This window comes from Zavarzinia sp. CC-PAN008, from assembly GCF_051903925.1.
Classification (GTDB): Bacteria; Pseudomonadota; Alphaproteobacteria; order Zavarziniales; family Zavarziniaceae.
In genome coordinates this window covers 3,471,599-3,484,909 of sequence record NZ_CP173678.1, presented here as the reverse complement: position 1 = coordinate 3,484,909, position 13,311 = coordinate 3,471,599, and the positions used below count along the sequence as shown (strand labels likewise).

Genomic DNA, 13,311 nt, shown 5'->3' with positions numbered 1-13,311 from the left:
TCTGGAAGTGGCTTGTGGCTGGGTTCGCCGGCCTGTTCGTGGCGGCCTTCCTGGTCGGCAGCGCCTACGCGGCATGGTGGTGGAGCGCCTGGTCGCCCGAACTGGCGGGCCCGGCCTGCCCGTCCATCCCCTTCGCGGAGGCCCTGGCGCGAAAGCTGGTGTTCGAGCGACCCTACACAAAGCCCGCGGAGCGCCATGGCGATATCCTGACCCGCGCGCTCGACGGCGAGGATCCGCCCGACTGTTTCCAGGTCGCCGACCGGCAGAGCTGCTCGACCCAGGGGCCCAGGACCCTGCGCGTCTTCGCGGGCGATGTCGCGGTCGTTCACATCATCCCGGCCGGCCGCCATGCCGAGCTGCGCAACACGCAGGGGCTCTCCCGCTGCGTGCTGCTGGAGGCAGGGACCGGCCCTCGATGAGGGCCGGTCCCGGCTGCTTCAGCGGACCTCCAGCCCCGGCGGGTTTTCCTGGGCGCGCCAATCCTTGACGAGCTGGAAGAACTCGATCGGGCCGGGACCGTAAAGGCCGTCGAACAGGCCCTCGCCAGCGCCGGCCTTGCCCTCGCCGTTGTAGTACCCGGGCGTGCAGGCATTGCGGAACTCGAACGTCATCAGCGCCTTGTCGCGGATCGTCTGGCCCCACCCGGCGACGGCGTCCTGCGTCGGCTCCAGGCGCTGCACCTGGCGCTGGTAGGCGCGGCCCACCAGGTCGGCGATATGGCGCGACTGTTCGTCCAGCAGATGCGGGAAGTTCGGCGTCAGCGTGTTCTGCAGCACGCCCATGTGGAAGCAGTTGGGGAAGCCGTCGCTATAGAAGCCGTGCAGCGTCTTGACCCCGTCGTTCCAGTGATCGGTCAGGCTGCGCCCGTCGCGGCCATAGATCTCGAAGCCGGCGCGCCTGGTGTAGGCCGTGCCCACCTCGAACCCGGTCGCGAAGATGATGCAGTCGACCTCGTACTCGACGCCGTCGAACACCAGTCCCTTCTCCGTCACCCGGTCGACGCCACGGCCCAACGTGTCCACCAGCGTCACGTTGGGCCGATTGAAGGTCGGCAGGTAGTCGTCGTTGAAGGTGGGCCGCTTGCAGAACTGGCGATACCAGGGCTTCAGCGATTCCGCGGTCTTGGGATCCTTAACGATGCTGTCCACGCGGGCGCGGACCTGGTTCATCTTCCGGAAGTCGGCCAGTTCGACCTGCCGGCCCATCTCCTCCGGCGACATGTCGGCCCCATCGGCCGCACGCATCGCCACCAGGCCCGACAGGCTGCGGATGATGTCGGTCCAGCCGTCGCTGACCAGGTCCTCCTCTTCGAAGCCGCCATTGACCAGGTTGTTGAAGTTCTCCATCCGCCGCTTCTGCCAGCCGGGCTTCAGCGAGGCAGCCCATTGCGGGTCGGTCGGCCGGTTGCCGCGCACGTCGACGGAGGAGGGGGTGCGCTGGAAGACGTAGAGGTGCTTCGCCGCCTTGCCCAGGTGTGGCACGCACTGGACGGCCGTGGCACCCGTTCCGATGATCGCCACCCGCTTGTCGTGCAGGCGGTCCAGGTTCCCTTCGTTCGAGCCGCCCGTATAGGCGTAGTCCCAGCGGCTGGTGTGGAACGCATGGCCCTTGTAGCTGTCGATGCCGGGTATGCCGGGCAGCTTTGGCCGGTTCAGCGGGCCGTTCGACATCACGACGAAGCGGGCGCGGAACCTGTCGTCGCGGTTGGTCGTGACCAGCCACCGCGACTCGTCCTCCAGCCACCGCATCTCGCGGATCTCGGTCTGGAACAGCGCCTTGTCATAGAGGCCGAAGTGCTTGCCGATGCGCTGCGAATGCTCGCGGATCTCGGCGGCGAAGCTGTACTTCTCCTTGGGGATGTAGCCCGTCTCTTCCAACAGCGGCAGGTAGATATAGGCTTCGATATCGCATTGCGCGCCGGGATAGCGGTTCCAGTACCAGGTGCCGCCAAAGTCGCCGCCCTTCTCGACGATGCGGATGTCCTTCACCCCCGCCTCGCGCAGGCGGGCCGCCGCCATCAGGCCGCCGAAGCCGCCGCCAATGACCAGCGCGTCGACATCGTCCGAGATCGGGGCGCGGGTGAAGCCTGGCTCCACATAGGGATCGTCGACATAGCGGGTGAAGTCGCCCTTGACCTCGACCCACTGGTTGTTGCCGTCGTCGCGCAGGCGGCGGTCGCGCTCCTGACGGTACTTCTCGCGCAGGGCATAGGGGTCGAAGTCCAGCGCAGGCGGCGATTGGGCCGCAGCGGCGGCCACGTCGTTGAGGCTCATCCCGTTTCCTCCAGGTCGGTCGGCTGAGCCCGGCGCGGGCCTGCCGCCTGTTCTATCCCCGGAGGTGTAGCACGAATGCGGCCGCGTGCGGACCCGCGATCCGCATTCGCCTCGCGCCGCGGCGGGCGATCAGGCCGTGCGGCGCGCCGCCGAGAGGCGCAAGCCAGGGGCCGCGCGTTCCAGCATGACTTCCGGCCGGAAGCGCAGCAGCCGCGCCGGGCGGCCCCCGGTTTCGGCCGTCATGCCGCCGGTTTCCTCGACCAGGCCTTGCGTCTCGACCAAGCGGCGGAAGTTCGACTTGTGCAGGCGCACGCCGGACAGCGCCTCGACCGTGCGCTGAAGCTCCAGGAACGTGAATTCCGGTGGCATCAGTTCGAAGACGACCGGACGGTACTTGATCTTGCCGCGCAGGCGGGCGATGGCGGTGGCCAGGATCCGCCGGTGGTCAGAGATCATGTCCGCGCTGTCGCACGGCATCTCGCCCTTTGGCAGGGCGTTGGGTCGCCCGTCGCGCGCGGCCTCCGGGACGAGGCCCGCCTCGTAGAGCAGTTCATAGCGGTCGAGCACGCGCTCGTCCGTCCAGGGCTGACCCGCCGCGCCAAAGCCGAACGCCAGGCCCACCCGCTCGCGCCTGGCGCGGCGCTGCGGCCCGCTGGCACCGGCGACCCAGCCTTCAAGCTGCGTCTCGATCCGGGTCAGGATCGCGGGCGGCCCCTCGCGCCAGTCCTCCCACGGCAGGTAGTGATACCAGCTCTCCCATGCGGTACCCGATGTCTCTACCGGCACCGCCTTGCGCACCAGCGCCAGATAGCCAAGCGACAGGGCGCGCGCGCTGCCCGCGGTGCCGTCGGTGCGGCGGTCGCGGTCGCCGAACGTGTAGAGCTGCTCGACATAGCCCAGCTTCAGCCGCGTCTGTGCCGCAACCCAGGCGCGCAGACCCGAGGTGATCGTCTGGTGTTCGGGCTCAAGCGGGCCCGAGGGCAGGGCGTCGGGCTGGCCGTCCTTGCGGAAGGTCAGGACACGGGGCTGTTCCCGGTCGGCGGTCACGACGACGGCGCTCAGGTCGACCACAACCTGATCGCCCCGTGTACCGGACTGGTGCCTTGGGGGCTCGGCGACGACGCTGGACATCATGCGATTCTGGAAGGGCTTATAGCATGAATTGCATCTCCCTGGCGGCGCTTCGCGTGCGCCCTCAGGGGCTGGCCGCGCCGGGGGCAAAGACCAGCAGCCCGCCATCGGGCGTCGGCCCCAGGACCAGTTCGTCGCCCTTCAGCATGTAGGAGCTGATGGTGGACAGGCCCAGGCCATAGGCGTCGCCCAGTGACTCAGGCCCGCAGAACATCTTGGTACTGACCAGCGGCCCCAGGTCCAGGGCACCCGCCGGCCCCGTGCCGCCGACGCTGGTCCAGCGCCCCCCGCCCCGGTTGCAGTCAAAGCGGGCGGCGACCTGGCCGTCCGCGCCGAAGCTCAAGGTATAGCGGGTCGGGTCGGCGGGCCGCCGGACGGCATCACCCGCATTGCCCGGACGGATCTCGGACAATTGCCAGTTCGTGCCGGACAGGATCGGCCCGCTGGGTGGCGGGGCGGCAGGGGCCGTCTGGCACCCGGCAAGCACGAGCGTGGGCATGGCCAGGGCCAGGAAGACAGCGCGGTAGGCAGGCATGGTCGGCGCACCAGGTCAGCGGATCCGCCCCCTATGTGGGGCGGCGGCCGGCCTCCGTAAAGCAGGCGCAGCCGCGGCGGTTCAGGTCCTGAAGCCCGCCACCAGGTCGGCCACGACGTCGCGCAGGCGGTCCTGCTGGTATTCCCAGCCGCGCGCGGTGCGGCGCCGCCAGATGCGGCCGATCGGCAGGGACGGCCAGCCATTGGCCAGCAGGACCGGGAACAGTGGCTCCCAGCGATGCCACAGGTCGGGGCGGGCGGGCGGCTCCCGCCGGAACAGGATACGCAACAGGTCGGTCATGGTGAGGCAGAGTATAGGCTGTCCCTGAAGACGCGATTAAGGGCGCGCGATGTCGCGCTGGCACGGCCGCGCGGTCAGCCTGGGGTACGATGAATCCGAACGACCCCCTTCATTGTTCGGGCAAGGTCGGGTAATCAGGAGCGCGAAGCCGGCACTGGCCGGCGGGCGCGGGGCGCAGCCTGCCTTTGGGTCGACCGTTATTCCCGCAGCCGCATAGATCCACGAGGGACGCTGGACATGGCACATAACCTGCAGTTCTACATCGACGGCAAGTGGGTCGATCCCGTGACCCCCCGGACGATCGACGTGATCAATCCCGCCAACGAGGAAGTGATCACGCAGATCAGCCTCGGCTCCGCGGCCGACGTGGACAAGGCCGTGGCCGCCGCCCGCCGCGCCTTCGAGAGCTTCTCGCGCACGACCAAGGCCGAGCGCGTGGCCCTGCTGGAGAAGATCACCGCGATCTACCAGAGCCGCTACCCCGAGATCACCGAGACCATCTCCAAGGAGATGGGCGCGCCGATGTGGCTGTCCAAGGCGGCCCAGGCCGCGACCGGCGTCGGCCACCTGACGACCTTCACCAACATCCTCAAGAACTTCGAGTTCGAGAAGCCGCACGGCACGACGACCATCGTCTATGAGCCGGTCGGCGTCTGCGGCCTGATCACCCCCTGGAACTGGCCGGTGAACCAGATCATGTGCAAGGTGGCGCCGGCCCTGGCCGCCGGCTGCACCATGGTGCTGAAGCCGTCGGAAGTGGCGCCGCTCAACGCGCTGATCATCGCCGAGATCCTGGACGAGGCCGGCGTGCCGCCGGGCGTGTTCAACCTGGTCAACGGCGATGGCCCGTCGGTGGGCGAGGCGATCTCCAGCCATCCGGGCGTGGACATGGTCTCGTTCACGGGGTCGACCCGCGCCGGCATCGCGGTGGCCAAGGCGGCGGCCGAGACGGTGAAGCGCGTCGCCCAGGAACTGGGCGGCAAGTCGGCCAACATCGTCCTGGACGATGCCGACCTGGTGAAGGCCGTGGGCGGCGGCGTGCAGCAGATCATGATGAACTCGGGCCAGTCGTGCAACGCGCCGACCCGCATGCTGGTGCCGCGCCACAAGCACGACCAGGCGGCCGAGATCGCCAAGGCCGCAGCCGAGAAGGTCAAGGTGGGCGACCCCACGGCGGGCGACACCACGATCGGCCCGGTCGTGAGCGAGGTGCAGTTCAACAAGATCCAGGCGCTGATCGAGAAGGGCATCAAGGAAGGTGCGACGCTCGTCACCGGTGGCCCGGGCCGTCCGGAAGGGCTGAACCGCGGCTACTACGTGCGTCCGACGATCTTCGCCAACGTCACCAACGACATGACGATCGCGCGGGAAGAGATCTTCGGGCCCGTCCTGTCGATCCTGCCCTATGACACGGAAGAGGACGCGATCCGCATCGCCAACGACACGGTCTATGGCCTGTCGGGCTATGTGCAGTCCGGCGACGTCGAGCACGCCAAGGCGGTAGCAGCCCGCCTGCGCACCGGCAACGTGCACCTGAACGGCGCTGGTGCCGACTTCACTGCACCGTTCGGCGGCTACAAGCAGTCGGGCAATGGCCGCGAGTGGGGCGAGTACGGCATGCACGATTTCCTGGAGATCAAGGCCGTCCTCGGCTCGCGCCAGGCAGCCGAGTAGTCGCCTCCGGAACGACCCGGCTCCACGTGGGGCCGGGTCCCAAGGACCTGAATGCGGCGCGACAGGGGTAACCCCGTCGCGCCGTTTTCATTTTTTGAGGCTCTCTCGCGATCACGCTCATCCCTGCGAAAGCAGGGATCCAGGGACACAAGCGCGCCGTCCTGCGCGACTCTGGATCCCGCCTTCGCGGGGGCGCGGGCTAGGCCGAGCCGTTATGTCTCCAACACTATAGCGCGGCCGGCTGCTGGTGTTCCGCGACCAGCGCCTCGATCGCGTCAGCCGTGCGCAGCAGGTCGGCCGTGGGCACGGCCGGCCCGTGCCGCGACAGGGCGTCGGCCACGCTGCGGAAGTACCACAGGATCTGCTGTGGCCCGGCATTGAAACGGGCCAGTGTCGCGGGTCCGTCGCGCCTGATGTCGCGCAGCATGGACTGCGCGTTGTGCAGCTTGTCGCAGGCCATGACCAGCGCGGTGGCGGCGTCCACGTCCCGCATGTGGGCGACATGGGCCTGCTTGCGCTCGAACCACGGCTTCTTGGCCGTTGGGTCCTCGGTCAGGCTGTCGCTGCATGCCTCGACGATGGCGGCGACCTTTGGCCCAAAGCGGGCGGCGATCCGCTCCAGCGTGGGCATGCCGCCCTGGTCCTCCGCCGCGTCGTGGAGCAGGGCGGCGATCGCGGTTTCCTCGTCCCCGCCATGTTCGAGGACGCTGGCCGCGACCGTCATCAGATGCGCCACATAGGGAATGTCGTTACCCTTGCGGGTCTGCTGGCGGTGCAGCCCCTCGGCAAAGGTCAGGGCATCGGCAAAGCGGTCGGTCAGCATCGCACTCCCTCGCACCTCAAAGCAGGGGCAGGACCCCCTCGGCCGCCAGGCGGCCCGAACGCCAGGCGCCCGGCAGGCGGCCCGGCCAGATGTCGTCCAGCGCGTCGCCGGCAAAATGCACGCGGGTGCCCAGCGGCGTCTGCAGCTGGCGGCGCATCACGGCGGTGCCGGGCTTCATGTAGCCACACGCACCGAGCGCGAGCGGATCGGCGGCCCAGCGGGTGACGGCGTGCGCGGTGATCGCCCGCCCGCCGCCAACCGTGTCGTCCAGCAGCGCCTTGCCATAGGCCAGGGCTGCGTCATCGCCCGCCGCTTCCAGGCGCTGGGCCTCCGCGCCGCCCAGGGTCAGGATCGCCGCATCCTGGCCAAAGGGGCGCAGCCATGCCGCCTTTACCAGGCCGGTTCGGCGGTCGACCTGGGCCAGGCGGGTATCGGGGGCCACGTCCGACAGGGCGTCGGCCTCCAGTGCCAGGACGATGCGGTCGATCCGGCTGGTCAGCACGCTGGCAAAGACCGCCTGCTTGAAGGGCGGGATGGGCGTGAAGAAGGCAATCCCCCGCGCCGCAAGGATGGGCACGGGCACGGTCACGATGCAGGCGCGCGCACCCAGGGCCCCTGACGCCGTCGTCACCTGAACCATCGTGGCATCGTGGTCGATGCGGGTCACGGCCGTGCCCAGGCGGACATCCAGGCCGGCCGCCAGGGTCGCCAGCGCCGCACCCACGCCGCCCGGCACCAGGACGGGCGGGGCCAGCGGCGCCGGGCCAAGGTTCAGGCCCGACAGGTCATTGAGGCCAAGGCCGGTGGCCAGCACGCCCACCCGGGCCGCGGCGATCTGGTCCCACGGACTGGTCGGCTTGACCAGCGTGCCCAGGGTTGCGTCCTGCCGCGTATCGACCAGGCTCTGGATGGCGGGGCGCTGGAATGCCGCGGCCTCCGCCACCAGGCGGACGCCGTCGTCGCCGGACGCATAGGTGCCGGCAAAGATCGCGTCCGGCCCGCCTTGCGGTTGCGTGGCGATGCCAGCGGTGGCCAGGGCCGCGATCAGCGGGTTGTCAGGCCCGCCGTCCAGCTGCGCCACGCCCATGTCGACGGGCATGCCCAGGCTGGTGTCGGTCCAGGCCCGGCCGCCGACCCGGTCGCGTGCCTCCAGCAGGACGACCGTGCGTCCGGCCTCCACCAGGCGGCGGGCGGCGGACAGTCCGGCGGCACCGGCGCCGACCACGATCACGTCCGCGTCAAGGTCCTGCGCCCGGACCGGGCGCCGGGTCGACAGTGCGAGTCCGGCGCCGATCCCGGCGCGCAGGATGCCGCGGCGGCTCCACCCCGTCATGGCAGGCTCAGGGCCCCAGCGTCCGGAACGCATCCATCGCGCGGACAAGACCAGCGCGGATGCCGGGCTCCATGCCATTGTGGCCCGCATCGGGAACGATCGTCAGGCGCGCCTCCGGCCAGGCCAGGTGCAGGTCCCAGGCCGAACGGGCGGGACAGACCATGTCATAGCGGCCCTGCATGATGACGCAGGGCAGGTGGCGGATCCGTGGCACGTCGCGCAGCAGCTGGTCCGGCTCCAGAAAGCTTTCATTCGAGAAATAGTGCGCCTCCATCCGCGCCAGGCCCAGCGCCAGCACGTCCTCGCCGAAGCTGGTCACCGTGTCGGCCGAGGGGAGGAGGGTCGAGCACGAGCCTTCATACATGCTCCAGCTGCGCGCTGCGGGCATGTGCACGGCCGGGTCGGGATCGACCAGGCGGCGGTGATAGTTCGCCAGCAGGTCGGAGCGTTCGCTTTCCGGCAGGAAGTTCGCGAACTTGTGCCAGTTCTCGGGGAAGACCTCCTTGATGCCGTAGAGGAACCATTCGATTTCCGACGGGCGGCACAGGAAGATGCCGCGCAGCGTCAGCGCAAGACAGGAATCCGGATGGGCCTGGGCATAGGCCAGGGCCAGGGTGCTGCCCCATGAGCCACCGAACACGACCCAGCGCGGGATGCCCAGATGGGCGCGCAGTGTCTCGATGTCGGCGACCAGGTGCTGGGTCGTGTTGTCGCGCAGCTCGCCCAGCGGCGTCGAGCGCCCGGCGCCCCGCTGGTCGAAGATGACGATGCGATAGGCAGCGGGATCGAAATAGCGGCGGTGCACCGCCTTGGCCCCGGCGCCCGGCCCGCCATGCAGGAAGATGACAGGCAGGCCGTTGGGGTTGCCCGATTCCTCCCAGTACATGCGGTGCACGCTGTCCAGCTGGAGGAACCCCGTCCGGTAGGGTTGCACCTCGGGATAGAGTTCACCGCTCATGATCTGCCTTTGCCGATTTTGGTCCGCTCATCCCCGCGAAGGCGGGGATCCAGAGCAACATGGACCGGCGCTTGCGGCCCCTGGATCCCCGCCTTCGCGGGGATGAACGGAAGGAATGTAGCCAAGAACCGTTCAGATGGGCAGGTGGCCGTCGTCCAGGCGGACGATGTCGACCAGGCTGCCTGCGGGGGCTGCGGGCGCATGCGGCGGGCGGACGATCAGGCAGTCGGACTGGGCAACCGTCGCCAGCATCGACGAATCCTGCTTCTCGAACGCCGTCGCGACCAGGACGCCATCCGCGCGGTGGGTAAGCCCTGCGCGGACATAGTCCTCGCGCGTGTCGTTCTCGGCCATGGCATGGCCCAGGGCGGCCTTCTCCCGCACGGGATCGCTGGGCGGCAGGCCCAGCATGCGCTCGATCGCCGAACGCAGGAACAGCACGGCACAGACGAGGGTCGAGACGGGATTGCCCGGCAGGCCCAGGATCGGCACGCCGCCCGCCACCCGGCCGAACAGCAGGGGCTTGCCCGGCCGCATGGCGATGCGCCAGAAGTCCAGCGCGCCGCCGTCACGCTGGACCAGCTTCGGGACCAGGTCGTGGTCCCCGACCGAGGCACCGCCGCTCGTCACCAGCAGGTCGCAGCCGGCAGCGCTTTCCAGCGCGGTCCGCAGGCTGGCCTCGTCGTCGCGGGCGATGCCCAGGTCGACCGGTTCACCCCCCCAGCGCCGGATCATGACCGACAGGCCGATCGTGTTGGAGGAGACGATCTGCGCGCCGGTCGGCTGCTCGCCGGGCAATACGAGTTCGTTGCCGGTCGACAGGATGGCGACGCGGGGCCGCCGCCGGACGATCAGCCAGGGCACGTTCATGGCGGCCGCCAGCGCAATGGCCCGCGCCGTCAGCAGGCGGGGGGCGGTCAGGCCCACCGTCCCTTCGCGGAAATCCAGGCCGGCGACGCGCACATGCTTGCCCGGCGTGACAGCGGTGGAGACGGTCAGCCGGTCCCCGTCGCGCGTCACGTTCTCCTGGATCGCGATGGCATCGGCTCCGGCGGGAAGGGGTGCTCCGGTGAAGATGCGCACGGCCTGCCCGGGCCCCACCGTCCCGTCATGGAGGGCGCCGGCCGCAACCTCGCCCACATGGGTCAGCGTGGCGGGGACCTGGGCGAGGTCGGCGGCGCGCACGGCCCAGCCATCCATGGCGGAAACGGCAAAGGGCGGCTGCGTCCGCCGGGCGATCACGTCGCGGGCCAGGACCCGCCCGGCGGCCGACAGCAGCGGCACCTGTTCGACGCCCAGTGGCGCCAGCGCCTCCTGGATCCGGCGGCGGGCCTCGACGACCGGGATCAGGCCCCCGCTCATGCCGCGTCGAAGGCGCCGGTGCGGCCGCCGGACTTGTGCACCAGGCGGATATCGCCGATCTGCATCGTGCGATCGACCGCCTTGACCATGTCATAGATGGTCAGGGCGGCGACGCTGACCGCGGTCAGGGCCTCCATCTCCGCCCCTGTCTGCCCGGTCAGGCGGATCTGCGCCTCGATCTCGATGGCCGGTGGGTCATGGGCGGGGGTCAGGTCGACCGCCACCTTGGCCAGGGCCAGGGCATGGCACAGGGGGATCAGTTCGTGCGTGCGCTTGGCCGCCATGATCCCGGCAATGCGCGCCGTGGCCAGCACATCGCCCTTGGGCATGGCTCCGTCCACGATCTTCTGCAGCGTGTCGGCCTGCATCGTGATGCGACCGCGGGCAATCGCCACGCGGGCGGTCACCGGCTTGTCCGAGACATCGACCATGGATGCGCGCCCCTGCGCATCCAGGTGGGTCAGGCCGGTCATGCCGCGCGGCCCAGCAGCACCCGGGTTGCCGCGGCGACGTCCTGCTGCCGCATCAGGGACTCACCCACCAGGAACGCGCGCACGCCCACGGCGATCAGGCGCTCCAGGTCGGCATAGGCGCCCAGGCCGCTCTCGCCCACGCACAGGCGGTCGGCCGGCACGCGCGGCGCCAAACGCTCGGCCGTTGCCAGGCTGACCTCCAGGGTCTTCAGGTTGCGGTTGTTGATGCCGACCAGCGGTGCGTCCAGCGCCAGCGCCCGGTCCAGCTCCGCATCGTCATGGACCTCGACCAGCGCGTCCATGCCGAAGTCCTTCGCCGCCTGGACCAGGTCGCGGGCCAGCGCGTCGTCGACCGCCGCCATGATGACCAGGATGCAGTCGGCCCCCAGTGCCCGCGACTCCGCGATCTGCCAGGGATCGACCATGAAGTCCTTGCGCAGCGCGGGCAGCGTGCAGGCGTTGCGGGCCGCCGCCAGATAGGCATCGTCACCCTGAAAGGACGGGCCATCGGTCAGTACCGACAGGCATGCCGCACCGCCCGCCTGATAGGCGCGGGCAAGTGCCGGCGGATCGAAGTCGGCGCGGATCAATCCCTTGGATGGACTGGCCTTCTTGATCTCGGCGATCAGCGCGGGGCCGGTCGCGGCCTCCAGGGCCGCGCGGAACGGCCGCACGGGATCGGCGGCGCGGGCCGCAGCCTCGATCGCAGCTTGCGGGCGGGCGGCCTTGCGTGTGGCGACGTCGTCGCGCTTGTAGGCGACGATGCGGGCCAGGGTATCGCTCATGGTGCCGCCTCCGCGACTGCGTTCGACTGGGCGACCAGCAGGTCCAGGCGGCCCAGGGCGGCACCGCTGGCGATCGAGGTCCGGGCCAGGGCGACGCCGTCCTTCAGGTCCGTCGCCAGGCCCGCCACGATCAGGGCCGCCGCCGCATTGAGCAGGACGACGTCAGCGTAGGCGCCGGCCTCGCCCTCCAGCACGCGGCGCAGGGCGGCGGCATTGGCCGTGGCATCGGCCCCCTTCAGCGTGGCGCCATCGGCGCGGGGCAGGCCTGCATCCTCCGGCGTGATGTCGAAGGTGCTGACCTGGCCGTCGCGCAACTCGGCGACACGGGTGGATCCGGTCGTCGTGATCTCGTCCAGGCCGTCGGAGCCGTGCACGATCCAGGCCCGTTCCGCGCCCAGGTCACGCAGGACATGAGCCAGCGGCTCCACCCACTCGTCAGAGAAGACGCCGACCATCTGGCGCTTCACGCCCGCCGGGTTCGACAATGGCCCCAAAAGGTTGAAGATCGTCCGCGTGCCCAGCTCGGTCCGTGGCCCGGCGACGTGCTTCATCGCCGTATGGTGCTGCGGCGCGAACATGAAGCCGATGCCGGCATCCGCGATGCAGCGCGCGATATGGTCGGGCGACAGGTCCAGGCGCACGCCCAGCGCCGCCAGCACGTCGGCCGAGCCCGCCTTGGACGACAGCGCCCGGTTCCCGTGCTTGGCGACCGGCACGCCGGCGCCGGCCACGACGAAGCTGGCCGCGGTCGAGATGTTCCAGGTGCCGCGCGCGTCGCCGCCGGTACCACAGGTGTCGATGGCGTTGGCGGGGGCCGTCACGGGGACGCACCTGGCGCGCATCACCTCCGCCCCGGCGGCGATCTCGTCCACCACCTCGCCCCGCACGCGCAAGCCCATCAGGAAGGCGCCGATCTGCGCCTGTGTGGCGTTGCCGGTCATCACCAGATCGAACGCGGCGCGCGCCTCGTCCCGGGTGAGGGCGGCGCCCGTTGCGACCTTGGCCAGGACCGGCTTGAACTCGGCGCTCATTGATTGCCCGCCAGGCGGAGGAAGTTCTTCAGCAACTGGTGCCCGTGTTCGGACGCGATGCTCTCCGGGTGGAACTGCACGCCAAAGACAGGATGGCGGCGATGGGCCAGGCCCATGATGATGCCGTCCTCCGTTTCAGCCGTGATCTCAAGCTCGTCCGGCAGGCTGTCCCGCTCCACGACCAGGCTGTGATAGCGCGTCGCCTGGAACAGGTCGGGAATGCCGGCAAAGACGCCCTTGCCCGGGTGATGCACGCGGCTGGTCTTGCCGTGCATCGGCGTGGTGCGCACGACCTTGCCGCCATAGGCCTGACCGATCGCCTGGTGGCCCAGGCAGACGCCCAGGGTCGGGATATGCTCGCCAGCCCGCGCGATCGTCTCCAGGCAGATGCCGGCATGATCGGGATCGGAGGGGCCGGGCGAGAGCACGATTGCACTTGGGCGCTTCGCCAGCAGCTCGTCCACGCTGATCGCGTCGTTGCGCCAGACGGTCACGTCGGCACCCAGCTCGCCCAGGTAATGGAAGAGATTATAGGTGAAGCTGTCGTAGTTATCGATCAGGGCAATCATGGCCGGGATTCACCCCTTGTTGCCGCCTTGCGTCAAGCAGGCTTTGGGGGGGCGGTGACATGCG

The 13,311-nt window shown here is 69.8% G+C and carries 14 protein-coding genes; 2 read left to right on the top strand and 12 right to left on the bottom strand.

What is annotated here, in order from left to right:
• The first annotated feature begins 14 nt into the window (after positions 1–14).
• Positions 15–419, top strand: coding sequence for a hypothetical protein (locus ACI6GS_RS16370; protein WP_439814521.1), 405 nt, complete (start codon positions 15–17; stop codon positions 417–419).
• A gap of 18 nt (positions 420–437) precedes the next feature.
• On the opposite strand, the gene ACI6GS_RS16365 is transcribed toward ACI6GS_RS16370, so the two are convergent.
• From ACI6GS_RS16365 to ACI6GS_RS16350, 4 genes are all read right to left on the bottom strand, one after another.
• Positions 438–2,273, bottom strand: coding sequence for a flavin-containing monooxygenase (locus tag ACI6GS_RS16365; RefSeq protein WP_439814520.1), 1,836 nt, complete (start codon positions 2,271–2,273; stop codon positions 438–440).
• Between the two features lie 129 nt (positions 2,274–2,402).
• Complete coding sequence (locus ACI6GS_RS16360; protein WP_439814519.1) at positions 2,403–3,404, bottom strand: NUDIX hydrolase; 1,002 nt, start codon at positions 3,402–3,404, stop codon at positions 2,403–2,405.
• A gap of 64 nt (positions 3,405–3,468) precedes the next feature.
• Complete coding sequence (locus ACI6GS_RS16355; protein WP_439814518.1) at positions 3,469–3,939, bottom strand: META domain-containing protein; 471 nt, start codon at positions 3,937–3,939, stop codon at positions 3,469–3,471.
• 81 nt (positions 3,940–4,020) lie between these two features.
• Complete coding sequence (locus ACI6GS_RS16350) at positions 4,021–4,239, bottom strand: hypothetical protein (RefSeq protein ID WP_439814517.1); 219 nt, start codon at positions 4,237–4,239, stop codon at positions 4,021–4,023.
• 237 nt (positions 4,240–4,476) lie between these two features.
• On the opposite strand from ACI6GS_RS16350, the gene ACI6GS_RS16345 reads away from it, so the two are divergent.
• Positions 4,477–5,913 (top strand): aldehyde dehydrogenase family protein, encoded by a 1,437-nt coding sequence (locus ACI6GS_RS16345; protein WP_439814516.1) that lies wholly within the window; start codon positions 4,477–4,479, stop codon positions 5,911–5,913.
• Positions 5,914–6,139: 226 nt separating this feature from the next.
• Here ACI6GS_RS16345 and ACI6GS_RS16340 read toward each other — a convergent pair whose 3' ends face one another.
• The 8 genes from ACI6GS_RS16340 to ACI6GS_RS16305 form a co-directional block, all read right to left on the bottom strand.
• Complete coding sequence (locus ACI6GS_RS16340; protein WP_439814515.1) at positions 6,140–6,736, bottom strand: HD domain-containing protein; 597 nt, start codon at positions 6,734–6,736, stop codon at positions 6,140–6,142.
• 16 nt (positions 6,737–6,752) lie between these two features.
• Positions 6,753–8,069, bottom strand: a complete 1,317-nt coding sequence (locus tag ACI6GS_RS16335) for a flavin monoamine oxidase family protein (protein WP_439814514.1) — start codon at positions 8,067–8,069, stop codon at positions 6,753–6,755.
• Positions 8,070–8,076: 7 nt separating this feature from the next.
• Complete coding sequence (pip, locus tag ACI6GS_RS16330) at positions 8,077–9,027, bottom strand: prolyl aminopeptidase (RefSeq protein ID WP_439814513.1); 951 nt, start codon at positions 9,025–9,027, stop codon at positions 8,077–8,079.
• 132 nt (positions 9,028–9,159) lie between these two features.
• The gene (locus ACI6GS_RS16325) at positions 9,160–10,389 is read right to left on the bottom strand and encodes a molybdopterin molybdotransferase MoeA (protein WP_439814512.1); all 1,230 of its coding nucleotides are present in this window, start codon (positions 10,387–10,389) and stop codon (positions 9,160–9,162) included.
• A complete protein-coding gene (gene moaC / locus ACI6GS_RS16320) occupies positions 10,386–10,862 on the bottom strand; it encodes a cyclic pyranopterin monophosphate synthase MoaC (protein WP_439814511.1) in 477 nt (158 codons plus the stop codon). Before moaC ends, ACI6GS_RS16325 begins: the two co-directional genes overlap by 4 nt.
• On the bottom strand, positions 10,859–11,647 hold the full coding sequence (gene trpC / locus ACI6GS_RS16315) for an indole-3-glycerol phosphate synthase TrpC (RefSeq protein ID WP_439814510.1): 789 nt from the start codon (positions 11,645–11,647) through the stop codon (positions 10,859–10,861). The genes moaC and trpC overlap by 4 nt, the downstream gene beginning before the upstream one ends.
• Positions 11,644–12,678: an anthranilate phosphoribosyltransferase gene (trpD, locus tag ACI6GS_RS16310; protein ID WP_439814509.1), complete on the bottom strand. Its 1,035-nt coding sequence runs from the start codon at positions 12,676–12,678 to the stop codon at positions 11,644–11,646. The genes trpC and trpD overlap by 4 nt, the downstream gene beginning before the upstream one ends.
• A complete protein-coding gene (locus ACI6GS_RS16305) occupies positions 12,675–13,247 on the bottom strand; it encodes an anthranilate synthase component II (RefSeq protein ID WP_439814508.1) in 573 nt (190 codons plus the stop codon). The genes trpD and ACI6GS_RS16305 overlap by 4 nt, the downstream gene beginning before the upstream one ends.
• Positions 13,248–13,311: the final 64 nt, after the last annotated feature.

What these genes read in the sequence shown, in the direction of transcription:
- ACI6GS_RS16365 (WP_439814520.1), bottom strand. Translation starts at nt 2,273, where the DNA reads ATGAGCCTCAACGACGTGGCCGCCGCTGCGGCCCAATCGCCGCCTGCG.
- ACI6GS_RS16360 (WP_439814519.1), bottom strand. Translation starts at nt 3,404, where the DNA reads ATGTCCAGCGTCGTCGCCGAGCCCCCAAGGCACCAGTCCGGTACACGG.
- ACI6GS_RS16355 (WP_439814518.1), bottom strand. Translation starts at nt 3,939, where the DNA reads ATGCCTGCCTACCGCGCTGTCTTCCTGGCCCTGGCCATGCCCACGCTC.
- ACI6GS_RS16350 (WP_439814517.1), bottom strand. Translation starts at nt 4,239, where the DNA reads ATGACCGACCTGTTGCGTATCCTGTTCCGGCGGGAGCCGCCCGCCCGC.
- ACI6GS_RS16345 (WP_439814516.1), top strand. Translation starts at nt 4,477, where the DNA reads ATGGCACATAACCTGCAGTTCTACATCGACGGCAAGTGGGTCGATCCC.
- ACI6GS_RS16340 (WP_439814515.1), bottom strand. Translation starts at nt 6,736, where the DNA reads ATGCTGACCGACCGCTTTGCCGATGCCCTGACCTTTGCCGAGGGGCTG.
- ACI6GS_RS16335 (WP_439814514.1), bottom strand. Translation starts at nt 8,069, where the DNA reads ATGACGGGGTGGAGCCGCCGCGGCATCCTGCGCGCCGGGATCGGCGCC.
- pip (WP_439814513.1), bottom strand. Translation starts at nt 9,027, where the DNA reads ATGAGCGGTGAACTCTATCCCGAGGTGCAACCCTACCGGACGGGGTTC.
- ACI6GS_RS16325 (WP_439814512.1), bottom strand. Translation starts at nt 10,389, where the DNA reads ATGAGCGGGGGCCTGATCCCGGTCGTCGAGGCCCGCCGCCGGATCCAG.
- moaC (WP_439814511.1), bottom strand. Translation starts at nt 10,862, where the DNA reads ATGACCGGCCTGACCCACCTGGATGCGCAGGGGCGCGCATCCATGGTC.
- trpC (WP_439814510.1), bottom strand. Translation starts at nt 11,647, where the DNA reads ATGAGCGATACCCTGGCCCGCATCGTCGCCTACAAGCGCGACGACGTC.
- trpD (WP_439814509.1), bottom strand. Translation starts at nt 12,678, where the DNA reads ATGAGCGCCGAGTTCAAGCCGGTCCTGGCCAAGGTCGCAACGGGCGCC.
- ACI6GS_RS16305 (WP_439814508.1), bottom strand. Translation starts at nt 13,247, where the DNA reads ATGATTGCCCTGATCGATAACTACGACAGCTTCACCTATAATCTCTTC.